20 protein-coding genes and 1 tRNA gene are annotated in these 19845 nt (G+C 39.5%); 11 read left to right on the top strand and 10 right to left on the bottom strand.

Annotation, left to right across the window (positions count from 1 at the left end):
- Positions 1-220 precede the first annotated feature (220 nt).
- The gene (locus tag ANA7108_RS0108205) at positions 221-1639 is read left to right on the top strand and encodes an isochorismate synthase MenF (protein WP_016950298.1); all 1419 of its coding nucleotides are present in this window, start codon (positions 221-223) and stop codon (positions 1637-1639) included.
- An 11-nt stretch (positions 1640-1650) separates the two neighbouring features.
- Entirely contained in the window at positions 1651-2460 is an 810-nt protein-coding gene (locus ANA7108_RS0108210) for a class I SAM-dependent methyltransferase (RefSeq protein WP_016950299.1), read from the top strand.
- A 12-nt stretch (positions 2461-2472) separates the two neighbouring features.
- Here the strand turns inward: ANA7108_RS0108210 and ANA7108_RS0108215 are convergent, their stop codons facing one another.
- The 3 genes from ANA7108_RS0108215 to ANA7108_RS0108230 all read right to left on the bottom strand — a co-directional run bounded on the left by ANA7108_RS0108215 (position 2473) and on the right by ANA7108_RS0108230 (position 5582).
- Positions 2473-3780 carry a glutamate-5-semialdehyde dehydrogenase gene (locus ANA7108_RS0108215; protein ID WP_016950300.1) on the bottom strand — a complete coding sequence of 436 codons (1308 nt, stop codon included), beginning with the start codon at positions 3778-3780 and terminating at the stop codon, positions 2473-2475.
- Between the two features lie 378 nt (positions 3781-4158).
- Positions 4159-4959, bottom strand: a complete 801-nt coding sequence (gene mazG, locus ANA7108_RS0108225) for a nucleoside triphosphate pyrophosphohydrolase (protein WP_016950301.1) — start codon at positions 4957-4959, stop codon at positions 4159-4161.
- Positions 4960-4982: 23 nt separating this feature from the next.
- Entirely contained in the window at positions 4983-5582 is a 600-nt protein-coding gene (locus ANA7108_RS0108230) for a metal-binding protein (RefSeq protein WP_016950302.1), read from the bottom strand.
- Between the two features lie 138 nt (positions 5583-5720).
- Here ANA7108_RS0108230 and ANA7108_RS0108235 point away from each other — a divergent pair.
- Both ANA7108_RS0108235 and psb34 read left to right on the top strand, forming a co-directional pair.
- Positions 5721-5793 (top strand) — tRNA-Val (locus ANA7108_RS0108235).
- Positions 5794-6166: 373 nt separating this feature from the next.
- Positions 6167-6337, top strand: coding sequence for a photosystem II assembly protein Psb34 (gene psb34 / locus ANA7108_RS29540; RefSeq protein WP_016950303.1), 171 nt, complete (start codon positions 6167-6169; stop codon positions 6335-6337).
- A 405-nt stretch (positions 6338-6742) separates the two neighbouring features.
- Here psb34 and ANA7108_RS0108245 read toward each other — a convergent pair whose 3' ends face one another.
- A complete protein-coding gene (locus tag ANA7108_RS0108245; RefSeq protein ID WP_016950304.1) occupies positions 6743-7288 on the bottom strand; it encodes an NADPH-dependent FMN reductase in 546 nt (181 codons plus the stop codon).
- Positions 7289-7577: 289 nt separating this feature from the next.
- Here ANA7108_RS0108245 and ftsH point away from each other — a divergent pair, with 289 nt between their 5' ends.
- On the top strand, positions 7578-9473 hold the full coding sequence (gene ftsH, locus ANA7108_RS0108250; protein ID WP_016950305.1) for an ATP-dependent zinc metalloprotease FtsH: 1896 nt from the start codon (positions 7578-7580) through the stop codon (positions 9471-9473).
- A gap of 116 nt (positions 9474-9589) precedes the next feature.
- Positions 9590-9973 (top strand): hypothetical protein, encoded by a 384-nt coding sequence (locus ANA7108_RS0108255; RefSeq protein WP_016950306.1) that lies wholly within the window; start codon positions 9590-9592, stop codon positions 9971-9973.
- Positions 9974-10111: 138 nt separating this feature from the next.
- Here the strand turns inward: ANA7108_RS0108255 and ANA7108_RS0108260 are convergent, their stop codons facing one another.
- Positions 10112-11374 (bottom strand): hypothetical protein, encoded by a 1263-nt coding sequence (locus ANA7108_RS0108260; protein ID WP_016950307.1) that lies wholly within the window; start codon positions 11372-11374, stop codon positions 10112-10114.
- 195 nt (positions 11375-11569) lie between these two features.
- On the opposite strand from ANA7108_RS0108260, the gene ANA7108_RS30140 reads away from it, so the two are divergent.
- From ANA7108_RS30140 to ANA7108_RS0108275, 3 genes are all read left to right on the top strand, one after another.
- Positions 11570-11716, top strand: a complete 147-nt coding sequence (locus ANA7108_RS30140) for a hypothetical protein (RefSeq protein ID WP_016950308.1) — start codon at positions 11570-11572, stop codon at positions 11714-11716.
- A gap of 559 nt (positions 11717-12275) precedes the next feature.
- Positions 12276-12566 (top strand): type II toxin-antitoxin system Phd/YefM family antitoxin, encoded by a 291-nt coding sequence (locus ANA7108_RS0108270; RefSeq protein WP_237741498.1) that lies wholly within the window; start codon positions 12276-12278, stop codon positions 12564-12566.
- Complete coding sequence (locus tag ANA7108_RS0108275; RefSeq protein WP_016950310.1) at positions 12550-12888, top strand: type II toxin-antitoxin system RelE/ParE family toxin; 339 nt, start codon at positions 12550-12552, stop codon at positions 12886-12888. The genes ANA7108_RS0108270 and ANA7108_RS0108275 overlap by 17 nt, the downstream gene beginning before the upstream one ends.
- Before the next feature lie 41 nt (positions 12889-12929).
- Here the strand turns inward: ANA7108_RS0108275 and ANA7108_RS30145 are convergent, their stop codons facing one another.
- The 3 genes from ANA7108_RS30145 to ANA7108_RS0108285 are packed head-to-tail and all read right to left on the bottom strand — an operon-like array spanning position 12930 to position 13710.
- Positions 12930-13103 carry a hypothetical protein gene (locus tag ANA7108_RS30145; RefSeq protein WP_158318353.1) on the bottom strand — a complete coding sequence of 58 codons (174 nt, stop codon included), beginning with the start codon at positions 13101-13103 and terminating at the stop codon, positions 12930-12932.
- The gene (locus ANA7108_RS0108280) at positions 13103-13513 is read right to left on the bottom strand and encodes a PIN domain-containing protein (protein WP_016950311.1); all 411 of its coding nucleotides are present in this window, start codon (positions 13511-13513) and stop codon (positions 13103-13105) included. The genes ANA7108_RS30145 and ANA7108_RS0108280 overlap by 1 nt, the downstream gene beginning before the upstream one ends.
- Positions 13510-13710, bottom strand: coding sequence for a type II toxin-antitoxin system VapB family antitoxin (locus ANA7108_RS0108285; RefSeq protein ID WP_016950312.1), 201 nt, complete (start codon positions 13708-13710; stop codon positions 13510-13512). Before ANA7108_RS0108285 ends, ANA7108_RS0108280 begins: the two co-directional genes overlap by 4 nt.
- 138 nt (positions 13711-13848) lie before the next feature.
- Here ANA7108_RS0108285 and ANA7108_RS29545 point away from each other — a divergent pair, with 138 nt between their 5' ends.
- Positions 13849-14091 (top strand): hypothetical protein, encoded by a 243-nt coding sequence (locus ANA7108_RS29545; RefSeq protein ID WP_144052366.1) that lies wholly within the window; start codon positions 13849-13851, stop codon positions 14089-14091.
- 12 nt (positions 14092-14103) lie between these two features.
- On the opposite strand, the gene ANA7108_RS27070 is transcribed toward ANA7108_RS29545, so the two are convergent.
- Positions 14104-14469, bottom strand: coding sequence for a cupin domain-containing protein (locus ANA7108_RS27070; RefSeq protein WP_016950314.1), 366 nt, complete (start codon positions 14467-14469; stop codon positions 14104-14106).
- Positions 14470-14653: 184 nt separating this feature from the next.
- Positions 14654-15229: a Uma2 family endonuclease gene (locus ANA7108_RS0108300; protein ID WP_016950315.1), complete on the bottom strand. Its 576-nt coding sequence runs from the start codon at positions 15227-15229 to the stop codon at positions 14654-14656.
- A gap of 413 nt (positions 15230-15642) precedes the next feature.
- Here ANA7108_RS0108300 and ANA7108_RS0108305 point away from each other — a divergent pair, with 413 nt between their 5' ends.
- On the top strand, positions 15643-19629 hold the full coding sequence (locus ANA7108_RS0108305; RefSeq protein ID WP_016950316.1) for a magnesium chelatase subunit H: 3987 nt from the start codon (positions 15643-15645) through the stop codon (positions 19627-19629).
- Positions 19630-19845: the final 216 nt, after the last annotated feature.

The raw sequence follows: 19845 nt of genomic DNA on the forward strand, positions 1-19845 counted from the left end.
AATTCCCAAAAAATGCTAATTTTGTGATTGCTGGTTAACCTGAAGATCATAAAACTTGGCTTTACATTTTGCAGCTAAAAATAGTATCAGTTCTGGGAAATCCCAAAACCCAGCAAGTCAGAGGCTGGTTAATGGTCACTGAATATGCTACCTATAGAAATACGACCATGACTTATTACGCTTTAGGAAGATAACTTAAAAAAAATTAACTTACACATCCATGACAATTTCACCATGTCGCAGCAGGTTCTTTGTAGATTATAAAGATTTGCATCAATTGCTGTTAGCAGTTCAGGAAAAGTGCTGCGAAAATAATACCCAGCAAATTGTGAGTATTTCTCTAGAGATTGACTTAATTGATCCTTTAGTTGTTTTAGATAAATTTTCCCAAGCAAATACCTTAAATTTTTACTTTGAAAACAAAAGTAAAGGTGAAGCAATTGCGGCAATTGATGCTATAGCAAAATTAGAGATTGGTGGGAAAGAGCGGTTTTATAAAGCTGAGGAATTTATTAGAAATTCTTTAAGTAAAGTAATTCATTTTGGGAATACTCGTCAACCCTTTACCGGAATTCATTTCTTCTGTTGCTTCAGTTTTTTTGAACAGCATCACCAACTGAATTATCCATTCCCTGCTGCTACTATTTTTCTACCACATTTGCAAGTAGCTATAAAAAATGAATGCTGCACCTTAGTCATAAATAGTATTATTAATTCTGATGCCAATATTCAAACAATATTACAAGAAATAAAAACCAAAATTGAAATTATCCAATCTTTAGAAGAAAATTACTCACTTCATAGTGATATCTTTCCTGTGAACTTACTCAAAAGAAATATTACCAATCCAGATAAATTCAAACATTCAGTATTATCGGTTTTAGGAAAAATCCAAGATAATCATTTAATAAAAATTGTTTTAGCGGATATTCTCGATGTCAGTTCAAGCAATGCTTTTAATTTATTCAAGTCATTAAATAATCTCCGACAACTCCATCCTAATTGTTATGTTTTTTCTACAAGTAATGGCAAAGGACAAAATTTTATTGGTGCTAGTCCAGAACGCTTAATTAGTATTCAAAATCGACAATTAATTACTGATGCTTTAGCAGGTTCTGCACCTAGAGGAAAAACGCCGACAGAAGATGCAGAAAATGCTGATAAATTAGTGAATAGCACCAAAGAAAAACATGAACATAAATTAGTACTTGATTTCATTACACAACGTTTATCTCAGCTAGGTTTGTTCCCCCAAATTCTATCACCACGTCTGCGACAATTATCTAATATCCAGCATTTATGGACACCCATTAGTGCTGTAGTTCCTGATAATGTTCACCCTCTGAAAATTGTCGCTCAATTACATCCTACACCAGCGGTGGCAGGTGCAGCTAGAGATATTGCTTGTGCAGAAATTCGCCGTTATGAAAGTTTTGAAAGAGGTTTATATGCAGCCCCTTTGGGTTGGGTGGATGGTTCGGGTAATTGTGAATTTATTGTGGGGATTCGTTCAGCGTTAATTGATGGCAATTGCGCTAGACTTTATGCAGGTGCTGGTATAGTCGCCGGTTCTAATCCTGATAAAGAATTTGCTGAGGTACAACTTAAATTGCAAGCATTATTAAAAGCCTTGGTTTAAATTGAGGATTTATGGATAATTATAAGCAGCAGATAATAGAACTTTTTAATTCTAGAACTGCCTATGATCAAGAAAAAGGTTCTCAGCATCCACGTGAAGCCAGTTTGTTACTTGAATCTGTACGAATTCAGCAAGGACAGAAAATCCTGGATATTGCCACGGGAACAGGTTTAGTTGCCATTCCCGCAGCTTTGAAAGTTGGTTCAGAAGGCTATGTAATTGGTGTAGATATGTCTCCTGGAATGCTAAATCAAGCCAGAGAAAAATTTGCAGTAGCAGGATTACAAAACATCGAATTTGTTGAAGCAGATGCAGAGTATCTAAATTTTAATGATGGTAGTTTTGATGTCATCTTTTGTTGTTCAGCAATTGTATATTTTACTGATATTCTTGCCAGTTTACAAAAGTGGCATCGCTTCCTAAAACCAGGAAGATTTGTTGCGTTTACTTGTCCTCCTGAAACTGCCTATATGGCATCTGTTTATGTGAATATCTGTACAAAATTTTTCGGCATACCCTTGACACATATTCTCGCACCACTTGGTAGTCCTGAAAAGTGTCATAACTTGCTAAAAAAGGCGGGTTTTAGAGATATTGAGATTAAAATTGAACCACGCGGAAGATATCGCAATTTCAGTAATCAGGAATTATCTAGTCAATTTTTAAATTTAATATTTAAAGGAAATCCACTGTTACTAGAAATATCACCAGAACAATTAAATCAGTTACAAGTTGAATACAAATCAGAAATAGAAAAACTAGTAACTGATCAAGGAGTTTGGGAAGATACTACAACCTTCTTTGTTAAAGCTAGAAAATAAATTGATTACATATTATTCCAAATCACGATGACGAAACGGTTTAGCATTTGCACCCGTGTAACTAGATACAATATGACCATCACCGGACATTTGATATTTATATGTTATCAAACCTTCTAAACCAACGGGTCCGCGAGGTGGCATTTGTTGAGTGCTAATTCCCACTTCTGCACCAAAACCATAACGGAAACCATCTGCAAAACGAGTTGAACAATTGTGATAAACTCCCGCTGCATTTACTAAAGCTTGGAATGTTTCTGCTGTTGTTATATCTTCGGTAATAATTGCTTCTGTGTGACGAGAACCATATTCGCTAATGTGAGTTATTGCTGCTTCTAAAGAATCAACAATTTTAATTGATAAAATTAAATCGCTGTATTCTGTTTTCCAGTCTGTTTCCGTTGCAGCCGCAATATTATCTAAAATTTGCAAAGTGGGTTGATCACCTCTTAATTCAACATTCTCTGTTTGTAAAGCTGCGGCAACTTTGGGGAGGAAGTCAGCAGCAATGCTGCTGTGAACTAATAAAGTTTCAATGGCATTACAACCTGATGGATATTGAGTTTTGGCATCAACAGTAATATTAATGGCTTTGACAATATCAGCCATTTTATCTACATAAAGATGACAAATTCCATCAGCATGACCTAATACTGGAATGCGAGTATTTTCCTGGACAAACCTGACAAAAGAATTAGAACCTCTGGGAATAATTAAATCTACATATTTATCTAATTGCAAAAGTTCTAAAATCTCTTCTCTGGTAGTTAGCAATTGCACGGCATCAGGGTTAACAGCAGTATGAGATAAACCTTGTTTAATGGCTTTAACTATGGCTTCACAAGAACGTAAAGCTTCTTTACCACCTTTGAGAATGACACCATTACCGGATTTTATTGCTAAAGAAACAATTTGAATAGCTGCTTCGGGACGGGCTTCAAAAATGATTCCTAAAACACCCAAAGGACAAGTAATGCGTTTGAGAATTAAGCCTGTGTCAATTTCCCGGTGAATTTGCACCTTACCAACAGGATCATCTAACTTACCAACATCTCGCACCCCAGCGATCGCATCTCTTAACTTATGTTCATCTAACTGCAACCGTTTATAAAGGGGTTTAGCGATTCCTGCGGCTGTCGCTGCTTGACAATCAGCCAGATTTGCTGTCAATATTTCCTCTCTAGCTGATTCTAAAGCCAGAGCGATCGCTTCAATCGCTTGATTTTTCTCCTTAGTCGAAAGAACTCCCAGCTTACTAGCAGCTTGACGAGTTTTTTGAGCAATCTGAATTAAAGAATAAATAACTGGTACAGTAGTCATGGTAAAAATAAATTTATTTACAGTAGTAGTCAGTTTAGCAGTGATAATTTCTTACAGCACTAAAACCTTTTTGGACTTCATTAACCTGAAATCCGCTGTATGATAGCAGTGTATCCAGTTTACCGGGGAGCATCCCAAATGTGTAAGTTTATTTTTTATCTGAGCTTCCAACTGAATACAAAGCATAAAATAAACGAACCGCGAAGACGCGAAGAGCGCGTTCGCGTAGCGTGCCGAAGGCATAGGTAAGAGGTAAAACAGGTTTTTTGGGTTAGTTGCGTATATTTTTGCAAAATTGGGATGATCCCGTTTACCGAAAGTGGGTGGATAAAAATTGATGATTGCTAGTTACTTTCCTTCTGCCCCAGTTCACATGATCTAATGACCAAGTTGAGTTTTTGCCTGTTGCCAGAGAGCATCTAACTCTTCTAAACTGTAATCTGAAAAAGGACGTTCAATAACGTTTTCCATTTTTTGTAAACGTTGGATAAATCGCTGACTTGTACCTTGCAAACCTGCACTGGGGTCAAGATTATGCCATCTCGCAACTTGAATAATTGCAAATAGCAAATCACCTAACTCTGATTCTTGTCTAGCCGGTGTTTCCTCAGCTAAAGCCTGTTGAAATTCCCCTAACTCTTCATGAAACTTGCCCCAAACCTCATCAACATTATTCCACTCAAAACCAACATTAGCAGCCTTTTGAGAAATCTTCATCGCTGCATTTAATGGCGGAAGACTGCGCCGATAACGACTAAGTTTATCACTAAGTTTTTGCGCTTCTGGAGTTTCTCCCTTTTCCGCTGCTTTGATAGTTTCCCAATTTTGGTGTACCTCATCCATACTTTGCACCTTGACATCACCAAAAACATGAGGATGACGACGAATCAACTTTTGAGAAATACCCTTAGCCACATCTTGCAGAGAAAAATCACCAGCTTCACTAGCAATTTGCGCCTGTAGCACCACCTGTAATAATAAATCACCTAACTCTTCAGCGATCGCACCTTTATCCCCAGTTTGAATCGCATCAACCACCTCATAAGCCTCCTCAATCACATAAGGCGTAAGACTTTCAGGCGTTTGTGCCAAATCCCAAAGACAACCTTCCGGCGATCGCAATTTCGCCACCACCTCAATTAACTCCTGCAAAGCCACCAAAGACTCATTACCTTCCATAAAACCTCCTCTTCCCTCTGCGTTTACCTTTGCGTACCTCTGCGTTTTTTAACCGCCTTTACACCCCGCGTCGGTTTACGCTTCTTAATTTTGCCATTAGGAAGTAACCCTTGAATCCCTTGTTTCTGAAAACGTTTATAAGCCGAACCAGTCCAATCGCTGAGAGAATGACTCATCGCCCCAATTTCAAAGCCAAGAAACAGAGCAAAAAATTCTCCATAATAGAGAGAGAGCGATCGCCCTACACCACTCCAAACCTCCCCCCAGTTCAAAGCGACATTACCCAACTTCGCCAAAACCACCAAAACTATCAGCCCCACAACCACCAGAAAACTCGTCAGATACACCACCCGCAAAGTCGTACCAATAATCGGTCCATGGGATAAAAAAGAGCGATGACGCAGACTCTTTTGATAAGGTAGCCAAATCCAACGCAAAAACCCCCATCGCTGAAACTGACGCGAGTAAATATCCAAATCGGGGCCAAACATCAGCCCTCCAAATATAAACCCTCCCGCCACCAACAACGTCATATTACTGCTGCGAGTGGAAATCAAAGTCACACCCGCCACAAATGGCAAAGACCAGATAGTAATGCGATCGTGCGTCTGACCAGAAGGCATATTCAGTCCTGAGTTCTTTTAGCTAGGCGTTTAGCCCTTACTGAGTAAGTATAGTTCTTAAAAGCATATACAAAAAAAAATTCCCAAAGACTTGCAAAATTCCAAATAGCTATGTTATATTAAACAAGTGAGAAAAACGGGCGGTTAGCTCAGTTGGTAGAGCGCCTGCCTTACAAGCAGGATGTCATCAGTTCGAGTCTGGTACTGCCCATTTAAAGCAAAAACAAAATTCTAAATATAGCAGTTTGCAATTAGTTTGTGAACTGCTAAATTTTTTATGGCAGTAAATTCGTTTCGTCTTGTCAAGACACAACTGCATTATTTAACATACTCTACAAATTCCTTTTATATATCGTTGCACCCGCTTTTGTTACATTTCCTCTGGAAACCAGCACAGGCGGACTCCGGGAAGCCACTTCGTATCTTGACTGTATATAGCCAAGACTTCCAGTCACCAGTAGTTCCATAACTGATAAGCAAGCCCCCATAACGCTATCTATTATTTTTTGTCAAGTTATATTGACAGTTCGTAATAAACTTGTTATATTTGTTTACATAAAGTAACAACCCAAAAGAAAAACATTATGTATACCACCATTAACGAAAACGGCATTCTCAATAACTACTCCACTGAGCCAAAACTTTACTACGCAGAATATCCTACTAAAAAGCAACAAAACCGCTACGTCTTTCAAGGTGTAGTTGCAGTTTTATTTGTTTCATCTATAGTTTTAATTGCGTTAGGAGTTAGTTAATATTTTAAATTTTTAGTATTAGTGTCTAAATCGTCATTCTTATTTCTCCTATAAACCTCGGTTAGTTTCGCCGGGGTTTTTTTATTGCTTAATTTTCTTTCATCCAATTCTCTGGTTTTTCAAAGAGTTAGGACTTACGCAAGTGTCATACTCAAAATCTGTTGTAGGGTGCTTTACTACTGCATAAATCCTGCAAATAACTAGATTATTGATATCTGACGCACCCTACCAATGTGGCAGTTGCGTAAGTCCTAGAGTATTTTTGAATGTAACGCGATCTGATGAAAGCAGCGTCCTCACAATTCAATTCATCCCACGCTCCTAAGAGTGAGACGTGGGGCTTCTTGCTGCTTATGCTAAAAAGGGAGAATAGCCTATAAATATCCTCCCCTGGTCTCCCTATTTCTAATTAACTCCCCGTAATTTCCGAGTATTATCAACTAAACTCTGAGCAAATTGATCAAAGCGTTGAGATACCTTTTCATCCAGCAACTTACCTTCAGAGTTAAAAGCTGCATAAGCTTGTCCGATAGCTATCTGTTCGGGAATCACCCAACCATGCACCCAACGAATAATTAACCGTAGGTCATTGAGGGCGTTACTATTAGACTGACCGCCTAAAATACTAATTAATCCTGTTACCTTCCCCGATAGTTCTTCAAAACTCATCAAATCTAGAGCATTTTTGATGACACCACTAACGCTGCCATGATATTCTGGTGTGGCCAAAATCAAGCCGTCTGCATTGCGAACGGTATCGCGCAACCGTTGTACATCTGGGTATTCTGAATAATCTTTACCACCATTGCAAAAAGGTAGCTGCATTTGCCGTAAATCGAGAATTTCGACTTCTGCACCTAAAGCGGCTACTCGTTGTACTGCTACTTGTAACCCTAGCTGGGTATAGGAGCCAGGTCTTAAACTACCACCAATACCAACAATTTTTACCATAGTTCACCCACCAAACTAGAATTTTTAAAAGCGTAGTCATTATGATTATGACTATTTTAGTGATTGATTGCGTAATATGTCAAATTTTAGTTTCAGGAGAAACTGGATATTATTAGGAATAATCCTAGTTAACCAGCTATATGAGTTCAGTAGTAAATACGTGGGAATGTTTTTGTCTGGAAGTTAGACTAGATAAGAAAACCGTAATTTCCAGTTATTGGAATTTCTGCTAGAAGAATAGGCATAAAACCAAATATCAGCTTATGCCAAAAGAGAAAGGGTAAATATTATGACAAATGTTGGAAAAAAGGCATTGAAAAAACAGCGCTCAACAAAAGGCATTGCTTGGACTGGAGCTTTAGTAGCCAGTATGATCATGTTGCCAGGATTTGTTGGTGGTTCTCCCGTTTTAGCACAAAAAGCAGCGGCTAATTCTTTAAGTTATGGAGAATTGCTGCAAAAAACAGAGCAAGGGGAAGTTAAAAGAGTAGAACTTGATGAAACTGAACAAATAGCTAGAGTTTATTTGGCAGATCGAAAATCAGATGAACCACCTATACCAGTAAGACTTTTAGATCAAAATTCTGAGTTAATTAACAAACTCAAAGAAAAAAATGTTGAGTTTGGTGAGGTTTCCTCTGCTAATAGTAGGGCTGCTGTCGGGCTGTTAATCAATCTGATGTGGATTTTACCATTAGTAGCTTTAATGCTTTTGTTCCTCCGTCGTTCTACTAATGCTTCTAACCAAGCCATGAATTTTGGTAAGTCCCGCGCTCGGTTCCAAATGGAAGCGAAAACAGGGGTAAAATTTGACGATGTAGCGGGGATTGAAGAAGCGAAAGAAGAACTACAAGAAGTTGTGACTTTCCTCAAACAGCCAGAAAAATTTACTGCTGTAGGTGCAAAAATTCCTAAAGGTGTTTTGTTAATTGGACCTCCTGGTACTGGTAAAACTCTACTAGCAAAAGCGATCGCTGGTGAAGCTGCTGTCCCATTCTTTAGTATTTCTGGTTCGGAATTTGTAGAAATGTTTGTGGGTGTGGGTGCTTCCCGTGTCCGCGACTTGTTCAAAAAAGCTAAAGATAACGCTCCTTGTATCATCTTTATTGATGAAATTGATGCTGTAGGTCGTCAACGGGGTGCAGGTATCGGTGGAGGTAATGATGAGAGAGAACAAACCTTAAATCAGCTATTAACGGAAATGGATGGTTTTGAAGGTAACACAGGTATTATTATTATTGCGGCTACCAACCGTCCTGATGTATTGGATTCAGCTTTATTACGTCCTGGTCGTTTTGACAGACAAGTAACTGTTGATGCACCTGATATTAAAGGACGCTTGGAGATATTAGAAGTTCATGCACGGAACAAGAAATTAGACAAGAGTGTATCCTTGGAAGCGATCGCACGTCGTACTCCTGGATTCACTGGCGCAGACTTAGCTAACCTCCTCAACGAAGCCGCAATTCTCACCGCGAGAAGACGCAAAGAAGCCATTACCATTCTAGAAATTGATGATGCAGTAGATCGGGTTGTCGCTGGAATGGAAGGAACAGCCTTAGTAGACAGCAAAAATAAACGCCTAATTGCTTACCATGAAGTGGGACACGCTTTGGTAGGTACGTTAGTTAAAGAGCATGATCCAGTACAAAAAGTTACCCTCATTCCCAGAGGACAAGCACTAGGTTTAACCTGGTTTACACCCAATGAAGAACAAGGACTAATTTCTCGTTCTCAAATCCTAGCGCGGATTATGGCTGCTTTAGGCGGTCGAGCTGCGGAGGACATCGTATTTGGTAAAGCTGAAGTGACGACAGGTGCAGGAAATGACCTACAACAAGTCACAAATATGGCTAGACAAATGGTAACAAGGTTTGGGATGTCTGATTTGGGTCCATTGTCTTTGGAAAGTCCAAATCAGGAAGTATTCTTGGGGCGTGACTGGGGGAATAAATCAGAATATTCTGAGGAAATTGCTGCTAAAATTGATGCTCAAGTTCGGGCAATTGTTAATACTAGCTACAACAAGACCAAAGAAATACTACAAGAAAACCGCATAGTTTTGGAGCGTTTAGTCGATTTATTAGCGGAAGAAGAAACCATCGATGGGGATTTGTTCCGCAAGATTGTAGAGGAAAATACCCAGACTCTGGTGACAGATCAAAAGTTAGCTGTGCCGCATTAGGTAATCATTAAGGGTCAATGGTCTAGTTTAATAGACTATTGACTCTTCTGATGAGTGAATAACTTTTTTATGAAGAAATTAAGCTAAAATTAGGCATTAAAGAATTAAATTGCGCCATGTTTGATATATTGCCTTTCCGCTTTGAGATAGATAAAATTGCGATTGCAGGAGCTTGTGTGTGGTCTTTGGCACTGTATATCGGTTTTGCCTCAACTAGGGAATGGGTAACAACGCAATTAGAAAGGTGGTTTAACTTTGCAGAACGCTTTCTCTACACTAGTCAATCAGAATTTGAAAAGACACGTAAAGCCAGAGAATCCCAAAATGCTTTTTACGCCTCACTCTTTAGTATTGTGCCTTTTATAGTATTTGGTGCTTTATGTAATTGGGGTTTAGAAATCAGTTTAGGTGAAAGTTGGGGCATTAGTACCGGCATACTTGCTTGTATGGGTACAGGTATTTATGATTTGGGACGCAGAGATGGGGAATCATCGGATTAGACATCTCCAGGGCGTTGCTGAATAAGGGAATGATTGAGGCTGACGCGGGGACGCGGGGACGAGGGGACGCGGGGAAGGGGAGACGCGGTGATTATATATTGATGCAGATTCTCAAATCATCCCGCAATTATGCAACGCCTAAAAATTTTCTACTTCTTCTTTTACCAAAGTAGCTAACTTTTGTGCTGCACCACTTTCACCCCTAACACTGCGAAGTTTATCTTGCATAGCTGCCAATTTTTGGGGATTTTCTAAAAAGTCTAACACCATTTCTCCAACTTCTGAGGGTTGGAGTTTACCCAAAAGTTCTGGTACTATTTCTTCTTGCGCCCAAATATTTGGCCATGCTAATAAACCTATGCGTTTGATAAAAAACCAATTAATCAATTTGGCAAAATTTGTACCCACTCCCGGTAAATTAGCTAACAACCCTGGTAAACCATCCCAAGAACGCATAGAATCCATTTGCTGAGTAGGTAATAAAACAATCATTGGCACACCTAAAGCACCAAGTTCAGCGGTATTTGCACCGACTGTAGTTAAGCAAATACTGCACTGAGATAATAATTGATATGCTGGATTTTCTTGCCACAATTCGACAGTTAATCCTGTTTCTGTCTTCAATATTGGGTTATCTTTTTCGGGAATAATTAAGGACGCATTATTAGCACCAAAAGTTTGCATAAAAGGGTTTTTTTGGGAATCTCCAAAACTTGCTAAAGTTTGTAAATTCAAAGTTGGTGCAACAGGAATAACAAACTTTGTTTGAGGTTTTTTTGTGTGGATATATTCAGCAATAGCTAAAGTTAACGGTACACCTTGGGTTAATTTTGCGGCTTTTGAACCTGGCAAAATCCCAATCATTTCCATTTCGGGTTGGGGATTTGGAAGTTGGGATTTTATCTGATTTTCTGCGGCTGCTTCTAACATTAAATCGCCCACAACGGCAAATTTATGAGCATATTTAGGAGAGACATTTTCTGCAACTTTCGCTTTCATGACTCCAAACCTATCTATGAAATTGTGCCAACGTGCTTCCCATTCTGCGTAAACTACGGTTTTATATGCTAATTTTTTACCAATAATAACGGGAAAAATTTGATCTCCACCGAGAAATACCACTACACCTTTATTTCTCCATTCCCAATTTTCGGCGGTTTTTCCCCATAATAAAAACTGCCAAAAATGCTGAGGTGCTTGAACTCTATCAACTTCTAAGTAAGATTTAGCTATAGCAGGTTCTTTACCACTAGCATGGGGACAAGGTGATAATATTACAGAAATTCTCACTTGTGAACGGTCATTTCCTAATTGTTCTCTCAGTGCTTTGACAACGGGACGTACCCAAGTTGTAACTTCCCCTGGACCATTGGAGAGAATGACAATATCTACTGGAGTCATTTAATGATTACCTATCAAATTCTAAATTGGATGTAGGCATATAGTATCTAAAGTTTTGTGACATAGTTAATCAAATTAATAACAAAATTAAATAACAATGTATCATAGTAATTAGTAGCGTAAATATTTAATGCTTTCCTTGCTGTTTTTAAAGGATATCAGGTCAGCTACGCCCTAATTTACTAATAGCAGAATGTGGAAGCTTTAACAAGTAAACCTAGTTGGGTAAGACTGATGTCTAAGGAAAAAAAAGGTAATAAAGAAGCTAAAAAGCCTAAAAAAGATGCCAAGGACAAAAAGGAGAAAAAAGACCCAAACAGATATGATGGTTTAAGTAAATAACTGTTACCAACAGTAAATTCAAAAGAATTCCTTGTACCGTACAAAATGGGCTTAAGGCTCTTAACTTCTAATAGATTAATGGAATTGTCCGTGTAGATAGATGGATAATTCCATTTGATTTTTTAAAGTAAATATTAAAATTTTAGCTATCTATTATTAGTGTATATTTATGATTTTATGATCATAACCAATTTTCTAAATTAACCCCTTCAATTCTTAATAAATCAGAATCCATTAGAAACTAGAATTAAATCGCGGACAATTGCTGTCGCTTGGTAGAAGTTCGCTAAGAGGCATATTAAACATCAGGTTTTGCTATCTAATTTGGATCATAGCATCTTCTTAAATCTAGCCACATTGAGTAGCTATTTAGATATGGTTTCCAAGCGATCGCTCTCCCAACTTATTCCTAAATTGCGATTCCTGCGGAGCGCTATCTCTTCGAGTCCCGTCAGGGATACGCTATTGCTCTCCCACACCTCCCAAAACAGCTATATCTTCCCTTGACAAAATATTTTCATTTAATTAACATTAAATTATCAAATAATTTATTGAAATTATGATGTTTAGCTTAAGCGATATTCACCCCTTATCAGAATTTCAGCGAGGAGCAAAGATGTTTCTGGATAAGTTAAAAGAAACTCAATCTCCCATTGTGCTAACTGTGAATGGTAAAGCTGCTGCTGTAGTTCAAGATGCAGAAAGTTATCAAAAACTTATTGATAGACTTGAATTACTGGAATCTGTTGCAAAGATACGTAAAAGTATAAATGAGTTTGAACAAGGTGAGGGTATGCCCTTAAATCAAGCATTTGCAGAATTTAAGGAAAAATATGGCATACCGGATTGAGATTTCACCTAGTGCTATTGCTGATATTGAGAGTATTTTCCTATGGATCAAAGAGGATTCGCAGGAAAGAGCTTTTCGTTGGGTGCGGGGATGTTATGAAATTATGCTGACGTTGGAAAATTTTCCCCAACGTTGTTCTTTAGCTATGGAAAGTCAGTATATGGAAATTGAAGTTCGACAACTTCTTTATCAAAAACAATTTTTAATTTTATTTACGGTTCAAAACATTGAGGAAGAGGAAGGAGTTGTATATATTCATCGTGTTCGTCATGGTTCTCAGCAGAAATTGGAAAATATACAGGATTTATTAGAAGGTGAGTGATAGAATTTGAGACTAGATAGCGATTCCTGCGGAGCGCTTCGCTATCGCACACAACCCCCTAATTTTAAACGACCGCACTCCCAACTTATTCCTAAACAGCGATCGCTCACAACTCCCCCAATTTTAAGCGATCGCACACCAACATCCCCAAACGCGATCGCTCTCCCGACCAATATCCTAAACAGCGATTCCTGCGGAGCGCAACGCTTACGCATTAACCCTCAACAGGTAATAAAATAATAGGAATATGTACTAGAAAGTTCTGAAAATCATTGTCAGTGGAGAGGATGCTGTAGCTGCGACGATGAGCAACTGCACAAATCAAAAAATCAGTATTTGAACCCTGAATGCCTTTACTGCGGCAGATATTGAAAAACTCGGCGGCAAGTTCGTAGTCTTCAGACATGAGTTCTAAATCAGGGAAAGCTCGGAGGTAATCTCGCAGACGGGTAAACTGTTCAAAATTGCGGATTCCAGAAAGAATTTCTTGACGAATTGCGCCTAGTAAGGCAACTTGGTCATCAGTGATTAAATTCTGCAATATTGTGACTGCTGGGGAAGAATCAGGTGGTGTTTTCCGACGTAGAGCCAGTGACCAAACGGAAGTATCAACAATAATGCTCATGCTTGATGACGTTGCTGCTTATAGTTATAGCCTTCGTCATACTCGATAGTCCCAAAAAGGTCTAATACTTTAAGCCGCTTACGACGTTGAATATATTCGCGCAGTGCTGTTTCTACTAAAGAATCAATGTTCACCTGATTGTCAAGTGCCAACGCCTCTTTTAGTAAGGCTTCGTTGATGTTGAGCGATGTAGTCACAATCAATTCTGATCCTAAAAATGACTAAATAAATGGTAGCGCACTCTAGGTGATTAATTTCATTCATCCTGCGATCGCAATTCCAACTTATACCTAAACAGCGATCGCTCATAACTACCCCAATTTTAAACGAACTGCTTGCAGCAGCGCTTCGCTATCGCATTCCCAACATCCCCAAATGCGATCGCTCTCTCTTCACATACCCAAACGCGATCGCACTCCCAACATCCCCAAACAACGATCGCCCATAACCCCATAATTTTAAGCGATCGCTCTCCCCAACATCCCCAAACAGCGATCGCATTCCCCATATCCCAAAGACCGATTCCTACGGAGCGGTTGCGCTATCGCACTCCCACACCCCCAACAAGCGATCGCTAATCGCAATTATGCTTAGACTGTTTGGATTTGCAAAAATTTAGCATCTTCTTCCTTATGCAAAACCTTATTGTTAGGAACTGATTTGCTTTTGACAACCACAAATATCAATGCTTCCTCAGAGTCAACAGATAGAATACGATGACGTTCATTTGGTTCAATCATCATTACAGTATTTGGTTCAAGAGCAAATGTCGTATCTTCGATCTTGATAGTTCCATATCCTTGTAAAACAACATAATATTCACAAAAATCTTGATGGGAGTGGTAAACTTCACCAGCAGGGACTTCTTGAAAATAGTGACAATAACCTACTTCAATGGGTGATTTATTCCAATGACCACAAAACCAGCGATTTCCTGTATTTTGGTAAACTTGCATAGGATTCATCAGCAATTTTAATTTTTTGAAATAAGCCCCAAGTAAGCTTAGTACGTACTTGAGGCTTTACTTTACTGGCTATAGGGTGCGCCAGTTTATCTATTCATGGTCATTTGACTAAACTCTTCTACTTTGGGTTTTTATCGAAGCAGATGGTATAGTTTCAAGTTATTCTTATCAGGATTTACCAAATCATCCCCAAATTCAAAACAAAACCCTTTAAAACATCTTCCCCCGAAACCGTAGCAGGAGAATCCAAAACCTCAACCTCTTTTCCTGGTCTATAAATCTCCACTTGACGAGATTTCCGATTAATTAATATACCCAAACGCACACCATTATCTATATATTCATTCATCTTTTCCTGTGTAGTCTTCAAACTATCACTAGGAGAAAGTAACTCAATTACAAAATCAGGACAAATAGGAGGAAACTTTTGTTTTTCTTCTTCAGTTAAAGCATCCCATCTTTCTAACTTAATCCAAGAAGCATCAGGAGAACGATCTGCACCATTTGGTAACTTAAAACAAGTAGAAGAATCAAAAGCGATGCCAGTACCATCAGCATCAGTCCAATTCATTAATTGTTGAGTGATTCTTCCATTACGATTTCCAGTTTCTCCTCCCGTTGGTGGCATAATTATTAACTCTCCATTTGCATTTCTTTCAAATCTCAATTCGCGGTTGTTTTGACATAGTTGAAAAAACTGCTCATCAGTCATTTCTATTAATGATTTCAAATTGACAGTTAAAGCATTCATTGTCATATCCTCATTGAATGTTTAGGGAAAAATTTTAACTATCTCATACCCTATTCTATATTATTAGCTATCAATTTGTAGCTTTATTTTGTCATAATGTCTGGTTTTATACTGTCAACCCAAACTATAAATTGTCCAGTTTGCTGAATATGTCTGTTATTATATAACTAATTAATCATTTAGTTGTGTAAACAAAATTTAAAACACAGGTGAGAGAATCTTCATTCTTTGTTAAGATTTATTAATAAATATGTTGTTTTCTATATCATTTTGTGTCAGATATAGGGCAAAATCCCCACAGAATGGGAGTTTTCTGATAAAAAACTCTTATTGCCGAAAATAATTGAAGTTGCAAACGGCCATATTCACCGTGACGAACTTCGAGAGAACACGCCTGAAAGGAGCTTATTTGAATGTTTACCCAAGTCAAGTCCACTATTAGACATATTGCACCTGACGATTTACGGGGACGTAAGTTAATCAAGGTTGTCTATGTCGTGCTAGAATCCCAATACCAAAGTGCATTATCACAAGCGGTACGGGAAATTAACGCTAATCATCCCAGCGTAGCGATTGAAATCAGTGGATACTTGATTGAAGAACTACGCAACTCTGAAAACTATGAGGAGTTGAAACGCGATATAGCCGATGCTCATATATTCATCGCTTCTCTAATTTTTATTGAAGACTTAGCACAAAAAGTAGTTGCCGCAGTTGAACCCCATCGTGATAACCTAGATGTGTCGGTTGTCTTTCCCTCCATGCCCGAAGTTATGCGCCTGAATAAAATGGGTAGCTTTTCTTTGGCGCAGTTAGGACAATCCAAGAGCGTCATCGCTAACTTCATGAAGAAGCGCAAAGAGAAATCTGGCGCTGGTTTCCAAGACGGAATGTTGAAGTTATTACGGACTCTCCCCCAAGTGCTGAAATTCCTCCCCATGGAAAAAGCACAAGACGCGAGAAACTTCATGCTCAGTTTTCAGTATTGGCTAGGTGGTTCAGCGGAAAATCTAGAAAACTTTTTACTGATGCTGGCTGACAAATACGTATTGAAAGGCGCAGAAAAAGAAAGCTTTGCCGCTGCTAAGTATGAAGCACCAGTTGTTTATCCCGATATGGGAATTTGGCATCCTTTAGCGCCAAATATGTTTGAAGATGTGCGAGAATATTTAAATTGGTATTCTGTCCGCAGGGATATTTCCCGCAATCTCAAAGATCCTCTTGCACCATGTGTAGGCTTGGTTTTACAAAGAACTCACCTAGTTACCGGCGATGATGCACATTATGTGGCAATTGTCCAGGAATTAGAATCATTAGGTGCAAAAGTTCTGCCTGTGTTTGCTGGTGGTTTGGATTTCTCTAAACCCATAGAAGCTTATTTCTATGAACCTACAACTAAATTACAATTGGTAGATGCGGTAGTTTCTTTAACTGGTTTCGCTTTGGTGGGTGGACCAGCTAGACAAGACCATCCGAAAGCTATTGAGGCACTAAAACGGTTAAATCGTCCCTACATGGTGGCGTTGCCGTTGGTCTTCCAAACCACCGAAGAATGGCTAGATAGCGATTTGGGGTTACATCCCATTCAAGTGGCTTTACAGATTGCTATACCTGAACTTGACGGGGCAATTGAGCCGATTATCTTATCAGGTAAAGATGGGGCAACAGGGAAAGCGATCGCCCTCCAAGATCGAGTGGAAATAGTGGCACAAAGAGCATTAAAATGGGCAAACCTCCGCAGCAAACCCAAATTAATCAAAAAAGTCGCCATCACCGTTTTTAGCTTCCCTCCCGACAAAGGTAACGTGGGAACAGCCGCATATTTAGACGTATTCGGTTCAATCCATGAAGTCATGAAAGGACTGAGAAACAACGGTTACGACGTGCAGGACATTCCCGAAACTCCCCAAGAGTTGCTAGAACAAGTCATCCACGACGCACAAGCACAATACAACAGTCCCGAACTCAACGTTGCTTACAAAATGTCTGTGCCAGAATATGAAGCACTGACACCCTACTCCCAACGCTTAGAAGAAAACTGGGGACCACCACCCGGAAACCTCAACAGCGACGGACAAAATCTGTTGATTTACGGGAAACAATTTGGTAATGTATTCATTGGAGTCCAGCCAACATTTGGTTATGAAGGCGACCCCATGCGGTTGTTATTCTCCCGTTCCGCAAGTCCGCACCACGGCTTTGCAGCTTACTACACCTATCTAGAACGGATTTGGGGCGCGGATGCTGTGTTACACTTTGGTACACATGGCTCTTTGGAATTCATGCCTGGTAAGCAGATGGGGATGTCCGGTGATTGTTACCCAGATCAACTAATTGGCTCAATTCCTAATCTGTATTATTACGCAGCCAATAACCCCAGTGAAGCCACAATTGCTAAACGTCGCAGTTACGCGGAAACAATTTCTTACCTAACACCACCTGCGGAAAATGCTGGTTTATACAAAGGTTTGAAGGAACTCAGCGAGTTAATTGCTTCTTACCAAACGTTGAAAGATACAGGACGCGGTGTTTCTATTGTCAATTCCATCATGGATAAATGCCGCATTGTCAACTTAGACAAGGATATTGAGTTACCAGAAACCGATTCTAAGGATATGTCCTCGGAAGAACGGGATAATATCGTTGGTAGCGTTTATCGTCGGTTGATGGAAATTGAATCGCGGTTGTTACCTTGTGGACTGCACGTAATTGGTAAACCTCCAACTGCCGAAGAAGCGATCGCAACTTTGGTCAACATTGCTAGTTTAGATCGGCAAGAGGAAGAACTGCAAGGTTTACCCGGAATTATCGCTAATAGTCTGGGACGCAACATTGAAGATATCTACAAAAACAACGATGCGGGGATTTTGGAGGATGTCCAACTACTCCAAGATATCACCCTAGCTACCCGTGCGGCTGTCACAGCTTTAGTCCAAGAACAAATTGACGCAGAAGGTAGAGTTTCCCTCGTTTCCAAGTTGAATTTCTTCAACATGGGTAAAAAAGAACCTTGGGTAGAATCTTTGCATCAATCAGGTTATCCCAAAGTTGACACCTCTGCATTGAAACCCCTGTTTGAATATTTGGAATTCTGCTTAAAACAAGTTTGTGCAGATAATGAACTCGGTGGACTTCTCCAAGGTTTAGCCGGTGAATACATCCTACCTGGCCCCGGTGGTGATCCAATCCGTAATCCTGACGTATTACCCACGGGTAAAAATATTCACGCCCTTGACCCCCAATCTATCCCCACTTCCGCCGCCGTCCAATCTGCGAAAATCGTCGTTGATAGGTTGTTAGAACGGAACAAGTCAGAAAATGAAGGTAACTGGCCAGAAACCATCGCCTGTGTCCTCTGGGGTACAGATAACATCAAAACCTACGGTGAATCCCTCGCCCAAATTATGTGGATGATTGGTGTGCGTCCAGTTCCCGATGCTTTGGGACGGGTGAACAAGTTGGAATTGATACCTTTAGAAGAGTTGGGTCGTCCCAGAATTGACGTTGTAATTAACTGTTCTGGTGTATTCCGCGACTTGTTCATTAACCAAATGAATTTGCTTGACCAAGGTGTGAAAATGGCTGCTGAAGCTGATGAACCTTTGGAAATGAACTTTGTCCGCAAGCACGCTTTGAAACAAGCTGAGGACATGGGCATAAATCTGCGTCAAGCTGCAACTCGCGTTTTCTCTAATGCTTCTGGTTCTTATTCTTCTAATATTAACCTTGCAGTTGAGAATAGCACTTGGGATAGTGAAGCTGAGTTACAGGAAATGTATTTGAAGCGCAAATCTTTCTCTTTCAATTCTGATAATCCTGGGGTTATGGATGAGTCACGGGAGATTTTTGAAACTACTTTGAAAACTGCTGATGCAACTTTCCAAAATCTGGATTCTTCGGAAATCAGTTTAACTGATGTTTCCCACTATTTTGACTCAGATCCGACTAAGTTAGTAGCAAGTCTGCGTGCGGATGGTAAGAAACCATCTTCTTACATTGCAGATACAACTACAGCGAATGCACAGGTCAGAACTTTATCAGAAACTGTGCGTTTAGATGCGCGGACGAAGTTATTAAATCCCAAATGGTATGAGGGGATGTTGTCTCACGGTTACGAAGGTGTGCGGGAACTTTCTAAACGGTTGGTAAATACAACTGGTTGGAGTGCGACTGCTGGTGCTGTGGATAATTGGATTTATGAGGACACGAATGAGACTTTCATCAAAGATGAGGAAATGCAAAAGCGTCTCATGAATCTCAATCCTCATTCTTTCCGCAAGATTGTTTCTACTTTGTTGGAAATGAATGGACGCGGTTATTGGGAAACAAGTGAGGAGAATTTAGACAGGTTGAGGGAGTTGTATCAGGAGGTGGAAAATCGGATTGAGGGAATTGAGTAAACATTCTCAGTCTAGATAACGCGTAGCAAGTTTAGGGACACGGATATCTGTGTTCCTATTTTTTATGTATTTATGATGACAAATTAATCACCCAGAGTAACCAACTGTGTTGAGATTATTATTTCAGTTGATCTCTTGACATGACATCATATTGTGATATCATGGTAATTAGGTCGTAACCAAATACAAGTTAAAGAAAGGTGTTAACAAAACAAT

This window comes from Anabaena sp. PCC 7108 (genome assembly GCF_000332135.1).
Taxonomy (GTDB): domain Bacteria; phylum Cyanobacteriota; class Cyanobacteriia; order Cyanobacteriales; family Nostocaceae; genus Anabaena.